This is a genomic window from Pseudomonas sp. YY-1, from assembly GCF_002843095.1.
GTDB classification, from domain to species: Bacteria; Pseudomonadota; Gammaproteobacteria; order Pseudomonadales; family Pseudomonadaceae; genus Aquipseudomonas; species Aquipseudomonas sediminis_A.
This window is the reverse complement of sequence record NZ_PJLX01000014.1, coordinates 57,152-72,190: the sequence shown is the minus strand read 5'-3', so window position 1 is coordinate 72,190 and position 15,039 is coordinate 57,152. Positions and strand designations below refer to the sequence as shown.

General features: G+C 60.7%; 12 protein-coding genes. 3 read left to right on the top strand and 9 right to left on the bottom strand.

Going from position 1 to position 15,039, the window contains the following annotated elements; translation table 11 throughout:
- Positions 1–22 precede the first annotated feature (22 nt).
- From bamA to rpsB, 9 genes are all read right to left on the bottom strand, one after another.
- Positions 23–2,383 (bottom strand): outer membrane protein assembly factor BamA, encoded by a 2,361-nt coding sequence (gene bamA, locus CXP40_RS18610; protein ID WP_106734971.1) that lies wholly within the window; start codon positions 2,381–2,383, stop codon positions 23–25.
- 85 nt (positions 2,384–2,468) lie between these two features.
- Positions 2,469–3,821: a sigma E protease regulator RseP gene (gene rseP / locus CXP40_RS18605; protein WP_106734970.1), complete on the bottom strand. Its 1,353-nt coding sequence runs from the start codon at positions 3,819–3,821 to the stop codon at positions 2,469–2,471.
- Positions 3,822–3,874: 53 nt separating this feature from the next.
- Entirely contained in the window at positions 3,875–5,059 is a 1,185-nt protein-coding gene (ispC, locus tag CXP40_RS18600) for a 1-deoxy-D-xylulose-5-phosphate reductoisomerase (protein ID WP_106734969.1), read from the bottom strand.
- Entirely contained in the window at positions 5,056–5,871 is an 816-nt protein-coding gene (locus CXP40_RS18595) for a phosphatidate cytidylyltransferase (RefSeq protein WP_106734968.1), read from the bottom strand. Before CXP40_RS18595 ends, ispC begins: the two co-directional genes overlap by 4 nt.
- Entirely contained in the window at positions 5,871–6,617 is a 747-nt protein-coding gene (gene uppS, locus CXP40_RS18590) for a polyprenyl diphosphate synthase (RefSeq protein ID WP_106734967.1), read from the bottom strand. Before uppS ends, CXP40_RS18595 begins: the two co-directional genes overlap by 1 nt.
- A gap of 17 nt (positions 6,618–6,634) precedes the next feature.
- Complete coding sequence (frr, locus tag CXP40_RS18585) at positions 6,635–7,192, bottom strand: ribosome recycling factor (protein WP_106734966.1); 558 nt, start codon at positions 7,190–7,192, stop codon at positions 6,635–6,637.
- Positions 7,189–7,932, bottom strand: a complete 744-nt coding sequence (gene pyrH / locus CXP40_RS18580) for a UMP kinase (RefSeq protein WP_004424012.1) — start codon at positions 7,930–7,932, stop codon at positions 7,189–7,191. The genes frr and pyrH overlap by 4 nt, the downstream gene beginning before the upstream one ends.
- A 187-nt stretch (positions 7,933–8,119) precedes the next feature.
- Positions 8,120–8,983, bottom strand: a complete 864-nt coding sequence (gene tsf, locus CXP40_RS18575; protein ID WP_099523486.1) for a translation elongation factor Ts — start codon at positions 8,981–8,983, stop codon at positions 8,120–8,122.
- A 128-nt stretch (positions 8,984–9,111) separates the two neighbouring features.
- Positions 9,112–9,855 (bottom strand): 30S ribosomal protein S2, encoded by a 744-nt coding sequence (gene rpsB, locus CXP40_RS18570; protein ID WP_106734965.1) that lies wholly within the window; start codon positions 9,853–9,855, stop codon positions 9,112–9,114.
- Positions 9,856–10,137: 282 nt separating this feature from the next.
- On the opposite strand from rpsB, the gene map reads away from it, so the two are divergent.
- The 3 genes from map to dapC all read left to right on the top strand — a co-directional run bounded on the left by map (position 10,138) and on the right by dapC (position 14,944).
- Entirely contained in the window at positions 10,138–10,926 is a 789-nt protein-coding gene (gene map / locus CXP40_RS18565) for a type I methionyl aminopeptidase (protein ID WP_099523490.1), read from the top strand.
- Between the two features lie 84 nt (positions 10,927–11,010).
- Entirely contained in the window at positions 11,011–13,710 is a 2,700-nt protein-coding gene (locus CXP40_RS18560) for a [protein-PII] uridylyltransferase (protein ID WP_106734964.1), read from the top strand.
- Between the two features lie 37 nt (positions 13,711–13,747).
- On the top strand, positions 13,748–14,944 hold the full coding sequence (gene dapC, locus CXP40_RS18555) for a succinyldiaminopimelate transaminase (protein ID WP_106734963.1): 1,197 nt from the start codon (positions 13,748–13,750) through the stop codon (positions 14,942–14,944).
- Positions 14,945–15,039 lie beyond the last annotated feature (95 nt).

The window sequence follows — 15,039 nt, the reverse complement described above, 5'->3', positions numbered from 1 at the left end:
GTTGGCTTTCTGTGAAACGAACTTAGAAGGTTTGACCCAGGGAGAACTGGAATACCTGAGTATCGGCATCATCCGGCTTCTTGATCGGCATGGCCAGACTGAAACTCAGCGGGCCCAACGCGGTGATCCAGGTCAGGCCAACACCCACGGAGCTGGCCATGCTGCTGAAGTCGATATTGCAGCTGTCGCTGAGCTTCTTCTGGCTCGACGAGCAGTTGGTGTCGAATACGTTACCCACATCCCAGAACAACGCGGTACGCAACGAACGCTGGTCCTTGACGAACGGCAGGGGGAACAGCATCTCGACGCCACCCTGCACCAATACGTTACCACCGAACGGCAGCGGGTCCTGATCCGGATCAGCCAGAGTACCAGGCTTGGTACCGCTGCTCGGGGTACTGCGAGGGCCCAAGCTGCTGTCCTTGAAACCACGTACCGAGTTGAAACCACCGGCGTAGTAGTGCTCGTAGAACGGCAGTTCAGCCGTGGAACCGTAGCTGTCGCCATAACCCAACTGGGTATGGAAGCGCAGGGTGTAGTTATCGCTGATCGGGGTGAACACCTGACCACGGTAGTCGAGCTTGTAGAACGACAGATCGCTACCTGGAATGGTGGTTTCCAGCACCAGGCTCTGCGAATGACCACGGTTAGCGAGAACACCACGGTTCAGGGTCGACTCGGACCAACCGATCGAACCTTTGAAGTTGAGGTAGTTATCACCCTCAGCTTCGATGAAATCAAAGATCTCATCGACGGTATAGCGACCAGTATCGATGCTGTCCTGCTGTACGGTCAGACCATAGGTCAGACGCGCGGTTTCGCTGATCGGGTAACCGATGTTGATACCTGCACCTAGGCTGTCAACCGAATAGCTGGATACATCGACATCAAGTTCATCGTAGTCGGTGGTGCGGTAGAAGGCGTTGTAACCCAGGCTCACGCCGTCGACGGTCCAGTAGGGATCAACGAAGCCAAAGCTGTATCGGGTCTGGTATTCACTGCGAGTCAGACCGATGCTGACGCGGTTACCGGTACCCAGGAAGTTGTTCTGGCTGATCGAACCACCAAGGATCAGGCCGGCGTTCTGGGCGAAACCGACGCTGGCAGTGATGGAGCCGGACGGCTGCTCTTCGACGCTGTAGTTGACGTCGATCTGGTCATCAGTGCCTGGCACTTGCGGAGTTTCGACGTTGACTTCCTTGAAGAAGCCCAGGCGCTCCAGGCGAGTCTTGGACTGGTCGATCAGGTAGGTCGATGCCCAGCCACCTTCCATCTGACGCATTTCGCGACGCAGCACTTCGTCTTCGGACTTGGTGTTGCCGCGGAAGTTGATACGGTTGACGTAGGCACGCTTGCCCGGATCGACGAAGAAGGTGATCGAAACGGTGTTGTCTTCGTCGTGCGCTTCCGGCACGCCGTTGACGTTGGCGAAGGTGTAACCCTCGTTACCCAGACGACGGGTGATCAGCTCACTGGTGGTGGTCATGATCTTGCGCGAGAAGACCTGACCTTCCTTGACCAGCAGCAGTGCGCGCACATCGTCTTCCGGGACCTTGAGGTCACCGGACAGTTTCACGTCGCGAACGCTGTACTTCTCGCCTTCTTCGACGTTGACGGTGATGTAGACGTGCTTCTTGTCCGGGGTGATGGAAACCTGCGTGGAGCTGATATCCATATTGATGTAGCCGCGGTCCAGGTAGTAGGAGCGCAGACGCTCGAGGTCACCGGACAGCTTTTCGCGGGCGTACTTGTCGTCGTTCTTGAAGAAGGATAGCCAGTTGGTGGTCTTCAGCTCGAACAGATCGACCAGATCTTGATCGGAGAACACGGTATTGCCGACCACGTTGATGTGGGAGATAGCGGCTACGGTGCCTTCGTTGATGGTGATCTTCAGCGCCACGCGGTTACGCGGCTGCGGAATCACCTCGGCTTCGATCTCGGCCGAATAACGGCCCTGAGCGACATACTGGCGCTGCAGCTCGTTACGCACGCCTTCGAGGGTGGCGCGCTGGAAGATCTCGCCCTCGGCCAGACCAGACTGGTTCAGGCCCTTGAGCAGGTCTTCAGTGCTGATGGCCTTGTTGCCTTCGATCTCGATGCCGGAGATAGAGGGACGCTCGACCACAGTAACGACCAGCACGTCGCCATCGCGACCAAGCTGAATATCCTGGAAGAAGCCGGTACGGAACAGGGAACGGGTGGCATCGACCAGCTGGCGATCATCTATCCGCTCGCCCACATTGAGCGGCAACGCGCCGAATACACTACCCGCGGAAACCCGCTGCAGGCCGTTGACGCGTATATCGGAGATGGTGAAGGACTCGGCGTGAACTTCGGCGATCATCAATGCGGACAGTACCGCAGGTAGCAGCAGACGTTTCATGAAGTCCTTTCTTATTCCAACTGACGATAAAAACTGCCGCTTAGGCGACACTTCTTTTAAATCTCAAGAACGTATTCAGTAGTGCTCACAGGCGGCTAAGGTCGTTGACCAGGGCAAGCAACATGACCCCGATAACCAGACTGATGCCGATCTGCATCCCCCAACCCTGAACCCGCTCAGACAAGGGGCGACCACGCACCCACTCGACCAGATAAAACAGCAGATGCCCACCATCCAGTACAGGAATGGGCAGCAGATTGAGAACCCCCAGGCTAATACTCAGATATGCAAGGAATTTCAGGAAATCCCCCAGCCCTGACTCAGCTGAAGCGCCCGCCACTTTAGCAATGGTTATCGGCCCACTCAAGTTTTTTACCGAGAGCTCACCGAACAGCATTTTCTTGAGGGAATCGAGGGTCAGCAGGCTCATGGACCAGGTTTGACGCATGCCCTCGACGACGCCTTCGAGCGGACCGTAGCGCACCTCGCGGAGCATCTCTGGCGGCCACTCGACACCCTGCACACCCGCGCCCAGGTAACCGCTGCGAGCCTCCCCTTCACCGCGCGACGCCAGTGTCAGCTGCACGTCCCGCTCCTGTCCTGCTCGCTCGAAGCGCAGCGTGACCGCCTCGCCCGGCAACGCCCTTACGCGATCAACCAGCCCCTGCCAGTCGGCAAGCGGCTCGCCATCGAGCGCCAGCAGTCGATCTCCGGCCTGCAGGCCTGCAGCATAGGCAGGCCCCTTGGAATCCACCTCAGCCAGAACCGGCTCCAGCACCGGGCGCCAGGGGCGAATCCCCAGCGAGCCAATCGGGTCCGGCTCGTCGACGCCACGCAACCAGTTATCCAATTGCACCTGCTTGGACGTTTCAACCGTGGAGCCCGGCTCGAGCACGCGTAGATCGAGCGTACCGCTCTCGCCCAGACGCCTTACCAGCTGCAGATTGACCGCCGCCCAACCACTGGTGGCCTCGCCGTTGACCGCAACGATCTCCTGCCCCGCATGCAAGCCGGCCACTTCCGCCAGGCTGTCAGGCTGCACGGCACCAATCACAGGCCGAACCTGCTGACTGCCGAGCATGGCAACGAACCAGAAGAACAACAGTGCCAGCAGGAAATTAGCCAACGGGCCCGCGGCCACGATTGCGATACGCTGACGAACACTCTTGCGATTGAACGATTGCTCGACCAGTTCGGGCGGTACATCGCCCTCGCGTTCATCGAGCATCTTGACGTAGCCGCCCAGAGGAATAGCCGCTACGACGAACTCAGTACCCTGGCGGTCATGCCAGCGCAGCAGTGGCGTACCGAAGCCGACGGAAAAGCGCAGCACCTTGACGCCGCAGCGGCGAGCCACCCAGAAGTGTCCGTACTCGTGAAAGGTGACCAGGACACCCAGTGCGATCAAGGTGCCAACCAGCATGTACAACCCACTCATTTCACTTCTCCAGCCCTACGAGCCGCTCAAGTACAAGACCAACACCGGCGTGATCAACGACCAACGAGCCACTGCCCAGCCAGTTCACGCGCCCGGGCATCGGCCTCGAATACTGCGTCGAGCGCTTCGACAGCCTGCACAGGCTGGGCGTTCAACACGGACTCAATCATACGCGCGATATCAGTGAAACGGATGCGCCGCTGCAGGAAAGCCTCGACTGCCACCTCATTGACCGCGTTGAGCATCGCCGGCGCACTGCCGCCGACCTGTGCCGCCTCACGCGCCAGGCGCAAACAGGGGAAACGCTGCTCGTCGGGACGTTCGAAATCCAGTCGACCGACGGTAAACAGATCCAGAGGTGATACGCCCGAGTCGATACGCTCCGGCCAGGCCAAAGCATGCGCGATGGGCGTGCGCATGTCCGGATTACCCAGCTGGGCCAATACCGAACCGTCGATGTAATCGACCAGCGAATGAATCACGCTCTGCCGGTGGATGACCACCTCGATCTGCTCGGGACGGGCATCGAATAGCCAGCAGGCTTCGATCGACTCGAGCCCCTTATTCATCATGCTGGCCGAATCGACCGAGATCTTGCGCCCCATCGACCAGTTCGGATGCGCGCACGCCTGCTCCGGCGTGACACGTTCCAGATCGGCCAACGGCGTTTCGCGAAAAGGTCCACCGGAAGCTGTCAGCAGCACGCGACGCACACCGACCGCCTGCAGACCGCGCGAATAGTCGCCCGGCAAGCATTGGAAAATCGCGTTGTGCTCGCTATCGATGGGCAGCAGCACCGCCCCGCTCTGCTTGACCGCCTGCATGAACAAGGCGCCAGACATCACCAACGCTTCCTTGTTGGCCAGCAGCACTTTCTTGCCGGCCTGCACGGCTGCCAGGGTCGGCTTGAGGCCCGCTGCGCCAACAATGGCCGCCATTACGCAATCGACGGCGGCGTCGGCAGAGACGGCGCACAACCCTGCTTCGCCAACCAGCACTTCGGTCGCCAGCCCGGCAGCGCGCAAATTGTTCTGCAACTCGAGCGCTGAATCGGCATCTGGCACCACCGCGTAGCGCGGGCGATGCTGCACGCACAGCACCTGCAGCTCTGCCAAGCGCGAAAAGCCCGTCAGCGCGAAGACGCTGTAGCGCTCAGGATGGCGCGCGATCACATCCAGCGTGCTGAGGCCGATGGAGCCAGTAGCCCCCAGTACGGTGACCTGCTGCACTGCGCTCACAGCGCTCCCCAACCCGCGAGCCAGAGCAATGCAGCGAACAGCGGAATGGCCGCCGTCAGGCTGTCGATGCGATCCAGTACACCGCCGTGACCCGGCAGCAGATTGCTGCTGTCCTTGATCCCGGACTGACGCTTGAACATGCTTTCAGTCAAGTCGCCAACCACGGAAATCAGCACCACCACGGCAGCACCGGCAAGAGCCAGCAGCAGCCCAACAGCGGACCAGCCCTGTTGCAGCCCGACCAACAGAGTGATCAACAGACTGGCCACAAGACCACCATAGAGGCCTTCCCAGCTCTTGCCTGGGCTGACTTTGGGCGCCAGTTTGCGCTTGCCAAAGGTCTTGCCGGAAAAATAAGCACCGATATCCGCACCCCAAACCAACACCATCACGGCGATGATCAGCGCATTGGCTTGCGGCCACTGCTTGAGCAGAACCAGACCCTGCCAAGCCGGCAGCAGAATCAGCAAACCAATCAGCAAACGCCCCGGCACCCCGCCCCAGAAACGACTGCTATCGGGGTAGGTCATTACCAGAAAGGTCGCGACCAACCACCACAGCACAGCCACCACCAGCAGCAGCGGGGCAACGACCGGAACCATGTACAGCAGGCCGAGCAACACGGCCACGGCAGCCGCGTAGGTCACACGCAGCGACTGAGCCTCGAACCCTGCCAGACGCGCCCATTCCCAGGCACCCAGCGTGACCACCGTACCGATGAACAGGGCAAAGGCACCGCCATCGAGCAGAAAAAAACCGCCCAGGGCGATGGGCAACAGCACCAAAGCCGTGATGATTCGTTGTTTGAGCATTAAGAGCGCGCCTCAGCTTCCACCTGCTCGCTGGTCTTGCCGAAGCGACGCTGGCGGGTAGCGAAATCGGCCAGCGCCTTGCGCATGGCCTCATGCTTGAAGTCCGGCCAATAGAGGTCGGAAAAGTACAGTTCGCTGTAAGCGAACTGCCAGAGAAGGAAGTTGCTGATGCGGTGCTCGCCGCCAGTGCGAATGCACAGGTCGGGTAACGGCAGGTCACCGGTGGCCAGGCAGCCTTGAAGCAATTGCGGCGTGATGTCTTCAGGCTGCAGGTGGCCTGCCTGCACTTCACGGGCCAAACGCTGAGCGGCCTGGGCGATATCCCACTGACCGCCGTAGTTGGCAGCGATCTGCAAGGTGAAACGACGGTTTCCGGCTGTCAGCAGCTCGGCGTCGCGCATGGCCGCCTGCAACTCGGGATGAAACCGCGAGCGGTCACCGATGATGCGCAGGCTGATGTCATTATCCAGCAGCCGCTTGGCCTCACGACGTAGCGCCCCCAGAAACAGCTCCATCAGCGCACCAACCTCTTCGGCCGGACGCTGCCAGTTCTCGCTGGAGAAGGCGAACAGGGTCAGTACCTCGACCCCCGACTCGGCACAGACCTCGATCACCGCGCGAACCGCGTCGACCCCGGCCTTGTGCCCTGCCACACCCGGCAACAGGCGCTTCTTCGCCCAGCGATTGTTGCCATCCATGATGATGGCGACATGCCGCGGCACAGCACCCTGCTTGTTCTTGTCCATGTATGGGCGCCCAGCCGTCAAACAGCCATCAGGTCCGCTTCTTTCACCTCGAGCGCCTTGTCGACATCACCGATGAACTTGTCGGTGATCTTCTGCAGCTCATCAGCAGCGCGACGCTCTTCGTCTTCGCTGATTTCCTTGGCTTTGGACAGTTTCTTCAGCTCGGCCAGCGCATCGCGACGCACGTTACGCACGGCGACCTTGGCATCTTCGGCAACGCCGCGCGCCTGCTTGGTGTAGCCCTTGCGGGTTTCCTCGGTCAGCGCCGGCATCGGCACACGAATGGTGGAACCAGCGCTGCTCGGGTTCAGACCCAGGTCCGAGGTCAGGATGGCTTTCTCGATCGCAGCGCCGAGAGTCTTGTCATGCGCGACGATCTTCAGGGTACGCGCGTCCTCAACGGTGATCGCTGCTACCTGATTGAGCGGCATGTCGCTGCCCCAGGCCGGTACCTTGATGCTGTCGAGAATGCTCGGATGGGCACGACCGGTACGAATGGAACCCAGGTTACGACCCAGCGCTTCCAGGGACTTGCTCATGCGCTCCTGAGCGTCTTTCTTGATGTCGTTGATCATTGTGCATCCTCCTCGATCAGTGTTCCTTCGGCGCCACCCACTACAACGTTCAGCAGTGCGCCGGGCTTGTTCATGTTGAAGACCCGCAGCGGCATGTTGTGATCGCGGCACAGGCAGATGGCGGTCAGATCCATCACACCCAGCTTGCGATCGAGCACCTCGTCATAGGTCAGGCGCTCGAATTTCTCGGCATGCGGGTCTTTGAACGGGTCGGCAGTGTACACGCCATCGACCTTGGTCGCCTTCAGTACCACGTCCGCATCGATTTCGATGGCGCGCAGGCAGGCGGCTGAATCGGTGGTAAAGAAGGGGTTACCGGTGCCGGCAGCGAAGATCACCACCTCACCGGTCTTCAGGTGACGCATGGCCTTGCGGCGATCATAGTGATCGGTCACGCCGACCATGGAAATCGCCGACATGACGATAGCCGGGATATTCGAGCGCTCCAGCGCATCGCGCATGGCCAGCGCGTTCATGACGGTCGCCAGCATGCCCATGTGGTCGCCGGTTACGCGATCCATACCCGCAGCGGACAACGCCGCGCCACGGAACAGGTTGCCGCCACCGATCACCAGGCCGACTTGCACGCCGATGCCGACCAACTGGCCGACCTCCAGCGCCATGCGGTCGAGCACCTTGGGATCGATGCCGAAATCTTCCGAGCCCATCAGGGCCTCGCCGCTAAGTTTGAGCAGAATGCGTTTGTAGCGAGGTTGGCGACCAGTTGTCTGCTGAGCCATTGCAAGTCTCTCCTGCGGCGATATGAAATTCGTCAGCAACGCGTTCGAGCGCTGCAATTATCCGGCACTTCGACAGCGCCAACGGCCGTTCATTGAAACGACCGCTACTTTATTCGTCATCCCTTATTCGGCAAAGAGGCCGCCCGCGCAAACGGGCAGCCTCTTTGGGGACACGTACCGAAAACGATTACTGCTTGCTGGCGGCCAGCTGGGCAGCAACTTCTTCAGCAAAGTTGTCAACCGGCTTCTCGATGCCTTCGCCCACTTTGAAGTAGGTGAAGGAAACGATTTCAGCGCCAGCTTTCTTGGCCAGCTCACCGACCTTGATTTCCGGGTTCTTGACGAACGCCTGCTCAACCAGGCTGGCTTCTGCCAGGAACTTGGAGATACGGCCGGCAACCATCTTCTCGGCGATATCGGCAGGCTTGCCCTTGAGCTTCTCTTCGTTCAGTTGCAGGAAGACAGCCTTCTCACGCTCGATCGCTTCAGCCGAAACGTCGCTTGGCAGCAGGAATTCCGGGTTGCTTGCAGCAACGTGCATCGCGATGTCTTTGGCCAGCTCGACGTCGCCGCCCTTCAGAACAACGGCAACACCGATCTTATTGCCATGCAGGTAGGAACCGACAACGTCACCCTCAACACGTACCAGACGACGGATGTTGACGTTTTCGCCTACTTTGGCGACCAGAGCGGTACGCTCGGCTTCCTGAGCTTCGATCAGCGGAGCCGCGTCGGTCAGCTTGTCAGCGAACGCCTTGTCCACGCTGCTGGTAACGAAATTCTTGAAGTCGTCCTGCAGAGCCAGGAAGTCGGTCTGCGAGTTGACTTCGATCAGCACGGCGGCCTTACCGTCGGCCTTGACGGCGATAGCGCCTTCAGCAGCAACGTTGCCAGCCTTTTTGGCGGCCTTGATGGCGCCGGAAGCGCGCATATCGTCGATGGCTTTTTCGATGTCGCCGCCGGCCTTGGTCAAGGCCTTTTTGCAATCCATCATGCCTTCGCCGGTACGCTCGCGCAGTTCTTTAACCAGTGCTGCAGTAATCTCTGCCATTTTGAAAATCCTCTCGGTAGGTCTTCAACCATCGCCCGCATCACGGACGATCAAATCTTTGAGTGGCAAAAAGGGGGCCTAGCCCCCTTTTTGCACAGCGTGTAACGCTAGATGCTTTGCGTTACCGCTTAGCCTTCGGCGCTCTCGGCAGCCGCGGCTTCTTCGATGAACTCTTCAGTGGCGCCGCCAGCGTTGCTGCGACCACGGATCACGGCGTCGGCCATGGCACCCATGTACAGCTGGATGGCGCGGATGGCGTCGTCGTTACCCGGGATGATGTAGTCAACGCCTTCCGGGCTGCTGTTGGTATCGACGATACCGATAACCGGGATGCCCAGCTTGTTGGCTTCGGTGATAGCGATACGCTCGTGGTCAACGTCGATTACGAACAGTGCGTCCGGCAGGCCGCCCATGTCCTTGATACCGCCCAGGCTGCGATCCAGTTTTTCCAGATCACGCGAACGCATCAGAGCTTCTTTCTTGGTCAGCTTGGCGAAAGTACCGTCCTGGGACTGAACTTCCAGCTCACGCAGACGCTTGATCGAGGCGCGGATGGTTTTGTAGTTGGTCAGCATGCCGCCCAACCAGCGGTGATCGACGAACGGCGAGTTGCAACGAGCAGCTTCTTCGCGAACGATCTTACCAGCGGAACGCTTGGTGCCGACGAACAGGATCTTGTTCTTGCCAGCAGCCAGCTTCTCAACGAAAGCCTGAGCTTCGTTGAACATCGGCAGGGTTTTTTCGAGGTTGATGATGTGAATCTTGTTACGCGCGCCGAAAATGTACTTGCCCATTTTCGGGTTCCAGTAACGGGTCTGGTGGCCGAAGTGCACACCGGCCTTCAGCATATCGCGCATGTTGACTTGGGACATGATAGTTCCTTGATAAGTCGGGTTAGGCCTCCACGTATCCCAGCTTCCAACCCTCGAACTTGTCGAAAGGCACCCAGGAAACCGTGTCGATACGTGTGTGGGTTTAAGCTTTCGGGCTTAGTGCCCGTAAAGCGGCGCGTTTTATACCACACAAAGCCGGCTCAGGCTACAAAAGCTGGCAAACAACGCAGTAACGTCCTGCAGCGGTTGCGGCGCCCTTTGGGGCTGGCACGGCGAAGCTGCTAACATAGCGACCTTTCCGTTCGTGCCCGAGAGCTTCATATGACCGTCACCATCAAATCCGCCGAAGAAATCGAGAAAATGCGCGTCGCTGGCCGCCTGGCCGCCGAAGTGCTGGAAATGATCGGTGAGCACGTCAAGCCAGGCGTCACCACTGAGGAAATCGACCGCATCTGCCATGACTATATCGTCAACGTGCAGCAGGCGATTCCCGCCCCGCTCAACTACAAGGGTTTTCCCAAGTCGATCTGCACCTCGATCAACCACGTGGTGTGCCACGGCATCCCCAACGACAAGCCACTGAAAGACGGCGACGTGCTGAACATCGACGTGACCGTGATCAAGGACGGCTACCACGGCGATACCAGCAAGATGTTCATGGTCGGCAAGGTGGCCGAGTGGGCCGAGCGCCTGGCCAAGATCACCCAGGAATGCATGTATAAAGGCATCGAGCTGGTCAAGCCGGGCACCCGCCTCGGCGATATCGGCGAAGTGATCCAGAAGCACGCGGAAAAGAACGGTTTCTCCGTGGTCCGCGAATACTGCGGCCATGGCATTGGCGCGGTCTTCCACGAGGAGCCGCAGGTGCTGCATTACGGCAAGGCCGGCACCGGCATGGAGCTCAAGGAAGGCATGACCTTCACCATCGAGCCGATGATCAACCAGGGTCGCCCGGAAACCCGCCTGCTCGGCGACGGCTGGACCGCCATAACCAAGGACCGCAAGCTCTCGGCGCAATGGGAGCACACCGTGCTGGTCACCGCCGATGGCTACGAGATTTTCACCCTACGCAGCGATGACACCATCGCACGCACCTCAGCTGGCCACTGACTCGTAGGGTGCGCCATGCGCACCATGAACTGAAACGGTGCGCACGGCGCACCCTACGACCCCTTATATAAGGAAGGCAACTGCATGCCGCAGATGGACCCCGAACTGTTTGACCGCGGTCAGTTCCAGGCCGAGCTGGCGTTAAAATCCAGCCCCATCGCCGCATTCAAGAAGGCCATCCGCGGCGCGCATGAGGTACTCGATGCGCGCTTTCGCGACGGCCGCGACATTCGCCGCCTGGTCGAGGATCGCGCCTGGTTCGTCGATCAGATCCTGCAGGAAGCCTGGAAGCGCTTCACCTGGAGCGAGGACGCCGACATCGCCCTGCTGGCGGTCGGCGGCTACGGCCGTGGCGAGCTGCACCCCTATTCGGACATCGACCTGCTGATCCTGCTCGACAGCAGCGACCACGAAATCTTCCGCGAGCCCATCGAGGGCTTTCTCACCCTGCTCTGGGACATCGGCCTGGAGGTCGGCCAGAGCGTGCGTTCGGTCGACGAATGCGCCGAGGAGGCACGCGCCGACCTGACGGTGATCACCAACCTGATGGAAAGCCGCACCATCGCCGGCCCGGAACACCTGCGCCAGCGCATGCAGCAGGTGACCAGCACCGACGCCATGTGGCCGAGCAAGCACTTTTATCTGGCCAAGCGCGAAGAACGCAAGGCGCGACACGGCAAGTACAACGACACCGAGTACAACCTCGAACCCAATGTCAAAGGCTCGCCGGGCGGCCTGCGCGACATCCAGACCGTGCTCTGGGTCGCGCGCCGTCAGTTCGGCACGCTGAACCTGCAGGCTCTGGTCGGCCAGGGCTTTCTGCTGGAAAGCGAATACGCCCTGCTCTCCTCCAGCCAGGAATTCTTGTGGAAGGTGCGCTACGCCCTGCACATGCTCGCCGGGCGCGCCGAAGACCGTTTGCTGTTCGATTACCAGGTTAAGATCGCCGCGCTGTTCGGCTATAAGGACGGAGAAGGCAAACGCAGCATCGAACACTTCATGCAGAAGTACTACCGCGTGGTGATGGGGATTTCCGAACTCTCGGACCTGATCAACCAGCACTTCGAGGAAGTCATCCTGCGCGCCGGCGAAAGCAGCCCGGCCACACCGCTGAACAGCCGCTTCCAGGTGCGCGACCGTTACATCGAAGTCACCCACCCGAACGTGTTCAAGCGCACACCCTTCGCCATCATCGAAATTTTCGTGCTGATGGCGCAGCACCCGGAAATCAAAGGCGTACGTGCCGACAGCATCCGCCTGCTGCGCGACAGCCGCCACCTGATCGACGACGAGTTCCGCAAGGATATCCGCAACACCAGCCTGTTCATCGAACTGTTCAAGTGCAGGGAAGGTATTCACCGCAACCTGCGGCGGATGAACCGCTACGGCATTCTCGGCCGTTACCTGCCTGAGTTCGGCCATATCGTCGGGCAGATGCAGCACGACCTGTTCCACATCTATACGGTCGACGCGCACACGCTCAACCTGATCAAGCACCTGCGCAAGTTCCGCTGGCCGGAACTTGCGGAGAAATTCCCGCTGGCCAGCAAACTGATCGACAAGCTGCCCAAGCCGGAACTGATCTACCTCGCCGGCCTGTATCACGACATCGGCAAGGGCCGTGGCGGCGACCATTCGGAACTGGGCGCAGTGGACGCCGAGGCCTTCGCCCGCCGCCATCATCTGCCGGCCTGGGATAGTGCACTGGTCGTCTGGCTGGTGCAGCACCACCTGGTGATGTCCACCACTGCGCAGCGCAAGGACCTCTCCGACCCGCAGGTGATCCACGACTTCGCCCAGTTCGTCGGCGACCAGACTCACTTGGACTACCTCTACGTACTGACAGTGGCCGATATCAACGCCACTAACCCCAGCCTGTGGAACTCCTGGCGCGCCAGCCTGCTACGCCAGCTCTACACCGAGACCAAGCGCGCCCTGCGCCGCGGCCTGGAAAACCCGCTGGACCGTGAAGAGCAGATTCGCCAGACGCAAAGCGCGGCCCTGGACACCCTGGTACGCGGCGGCACCGACCCGGACGACGCCGAACAGCTGTGGAGCCAGCTCGGCGACGACTACTTCCTGCGCCACACCGCCACCGACGTGGCCTGGCACACCGACGCCATTCTCCAGCACCCCAACGATGGCGGCCCGCTGGTACTGATGAAGGAAACCACACAGCGCGAATTCGAGGGCGGCACGCAGATCTTCATCTACGCGCCGGACCAGCATGACTTCTTCGCCGTGACCGTGGCCGCGATGAGCCAGCTCAACCTGAACATTCACGACGCGCGGATCATCACCTCCACCAGCCAGTTCACCCTCGACACCTACGTGGTACTGGATGCCGACGGCGGTTCCATTGGTAACAACCCGGCGCGTATCCAGCAGATTCGTGAAGGCCTGATCGAGGCGCTGAAGAACCCGGACGACTACCCGACCATCATTCAGCGCCGCGTACCGCGCCAGCTCAAGCATTTCGCCTTCGCCCCGCAGGTGACCATTCACAACGACGCGCAGCGCCCGGTGACCATCCTCGAGCTGACCGCACCGGACCGCCCCGGCCTGCTGGCGCGCATCGGGCGCATCTTCCTCGAATACGACCTGTCGCTGCAGAACGCCAAGATCGCCACCCTGGGCGAGCGCGTCGAGGACGTGTTCTTCGTCACCGATGCCAACAACCAGCCGCTGTCCGACCCCGAGCTGTGCGCGCGTCTACAGGAAACCATCGTCCGCCGCCTGTCAGAGCCGAGCATTCAGCCGCAGAGTCTGCAGATAAACATTTGATCGAGCCGCCCCGCTTTCCGACGTATACGAGATAACGATGAATCCAGCCCTCGACCAGCTCCAGCCCTACCCTTTCGAGAAACTGCGCGAACTGCTCGGCAGCGTAAAACCGGCCGCCGACAAGCGTCCGATTGCCCTGTCCATCGGCGAACCCAAGCATCGTTCGCCGGACTTCGTCGGCCAGGCGCTGACCGCCAACCTCGACAAGCTCGCCGTCTACCCGACCACCCTCGGCCTGCCGGAGCTGCGCCAGAGCATCGCCACCTGGTGCGAGCGCCGTTTCGGCGTACCCGGCGGCTGGCTGGATGCTGCGCGCCACGTGCTGCCGGTCAATGGCACGCGCGAAGCGCTGTTCGCCTTCACCCAAGCGGTGGTCGACCGCAACGCCAAGGGCCTGGTGATCAGCCCTAACCCCTTCTATCAGATCTACGAAGGTGCGGCCTTCCTCGCCGGTGCCGAGCCACACTACCTGCCGTGCCTGGAAGCCCATGGCTTCAACCCGGACTTCGATGCCGTGCCGGCGGAAACCTGGAAGCGCTGCCAGATTCTGTTCCTCTGCTCGCCGGGCAACCCCACGGGCGCACTGATCCCGGTCGAGACGCTGAAGAAACTGATCGCCCTGGCTGACGAGCACGACTTCGTCATCGCCGCCGACGAGTGCTACAGCGAGCTGTATTTCGATGAAGACGCGCCGCCGCCCGGCCTGCTCAGCGCCTGCGCCGAGCTGGGTCGCAACGATTTCGCCCGTTGCGTGGTGTTCCACAGCCTGTCCAAGCGCTCCAACCTGCCAGGGCTGCGCTCGGGCTTCGTCGCCGGTGACGCCAGCATCCTCAAGCACTTCTTGCTGTACCGCACCTACCACGGCTGCGCCATGCCGGTACAAACCCAGCTGGCCAGCGTTGCCGCCTGGAACGACGAAGCACACGTACGCGCCAACCGCGATATGTACCGCGAGAAGTTCGCTGCCGTGCTGGACATCCTCGCCCCGGTGATGGACGTGCAACGCCCGGATGGTGGCTTCTACCTTTGGGCAAGCACCCCGGGTGATGACACCCTGTTCACCCGCGACCTGTTCGCCGCCGAGCACGTCACGGTGGTGCCAGGTTCGTATCTGTCGCGCGAAGTGAACGGCGTCAACCCAGGCGCCGGCCGTGTGCGCATGGCGCTGGTTGCACCACTGGCCGAGTGCATCGAAGCCGCCGAGCGCATCGCCCGCTTCATTCGCGGCGCCTGAGCGACGTCAGAAGCAGCCGCGGCTAAAGCCCCTCCCACAGCTAATTGATTTGTAGGAGGGGCTTTAGCCGCGAGCCTCTAACTCCGTAGCCCGGA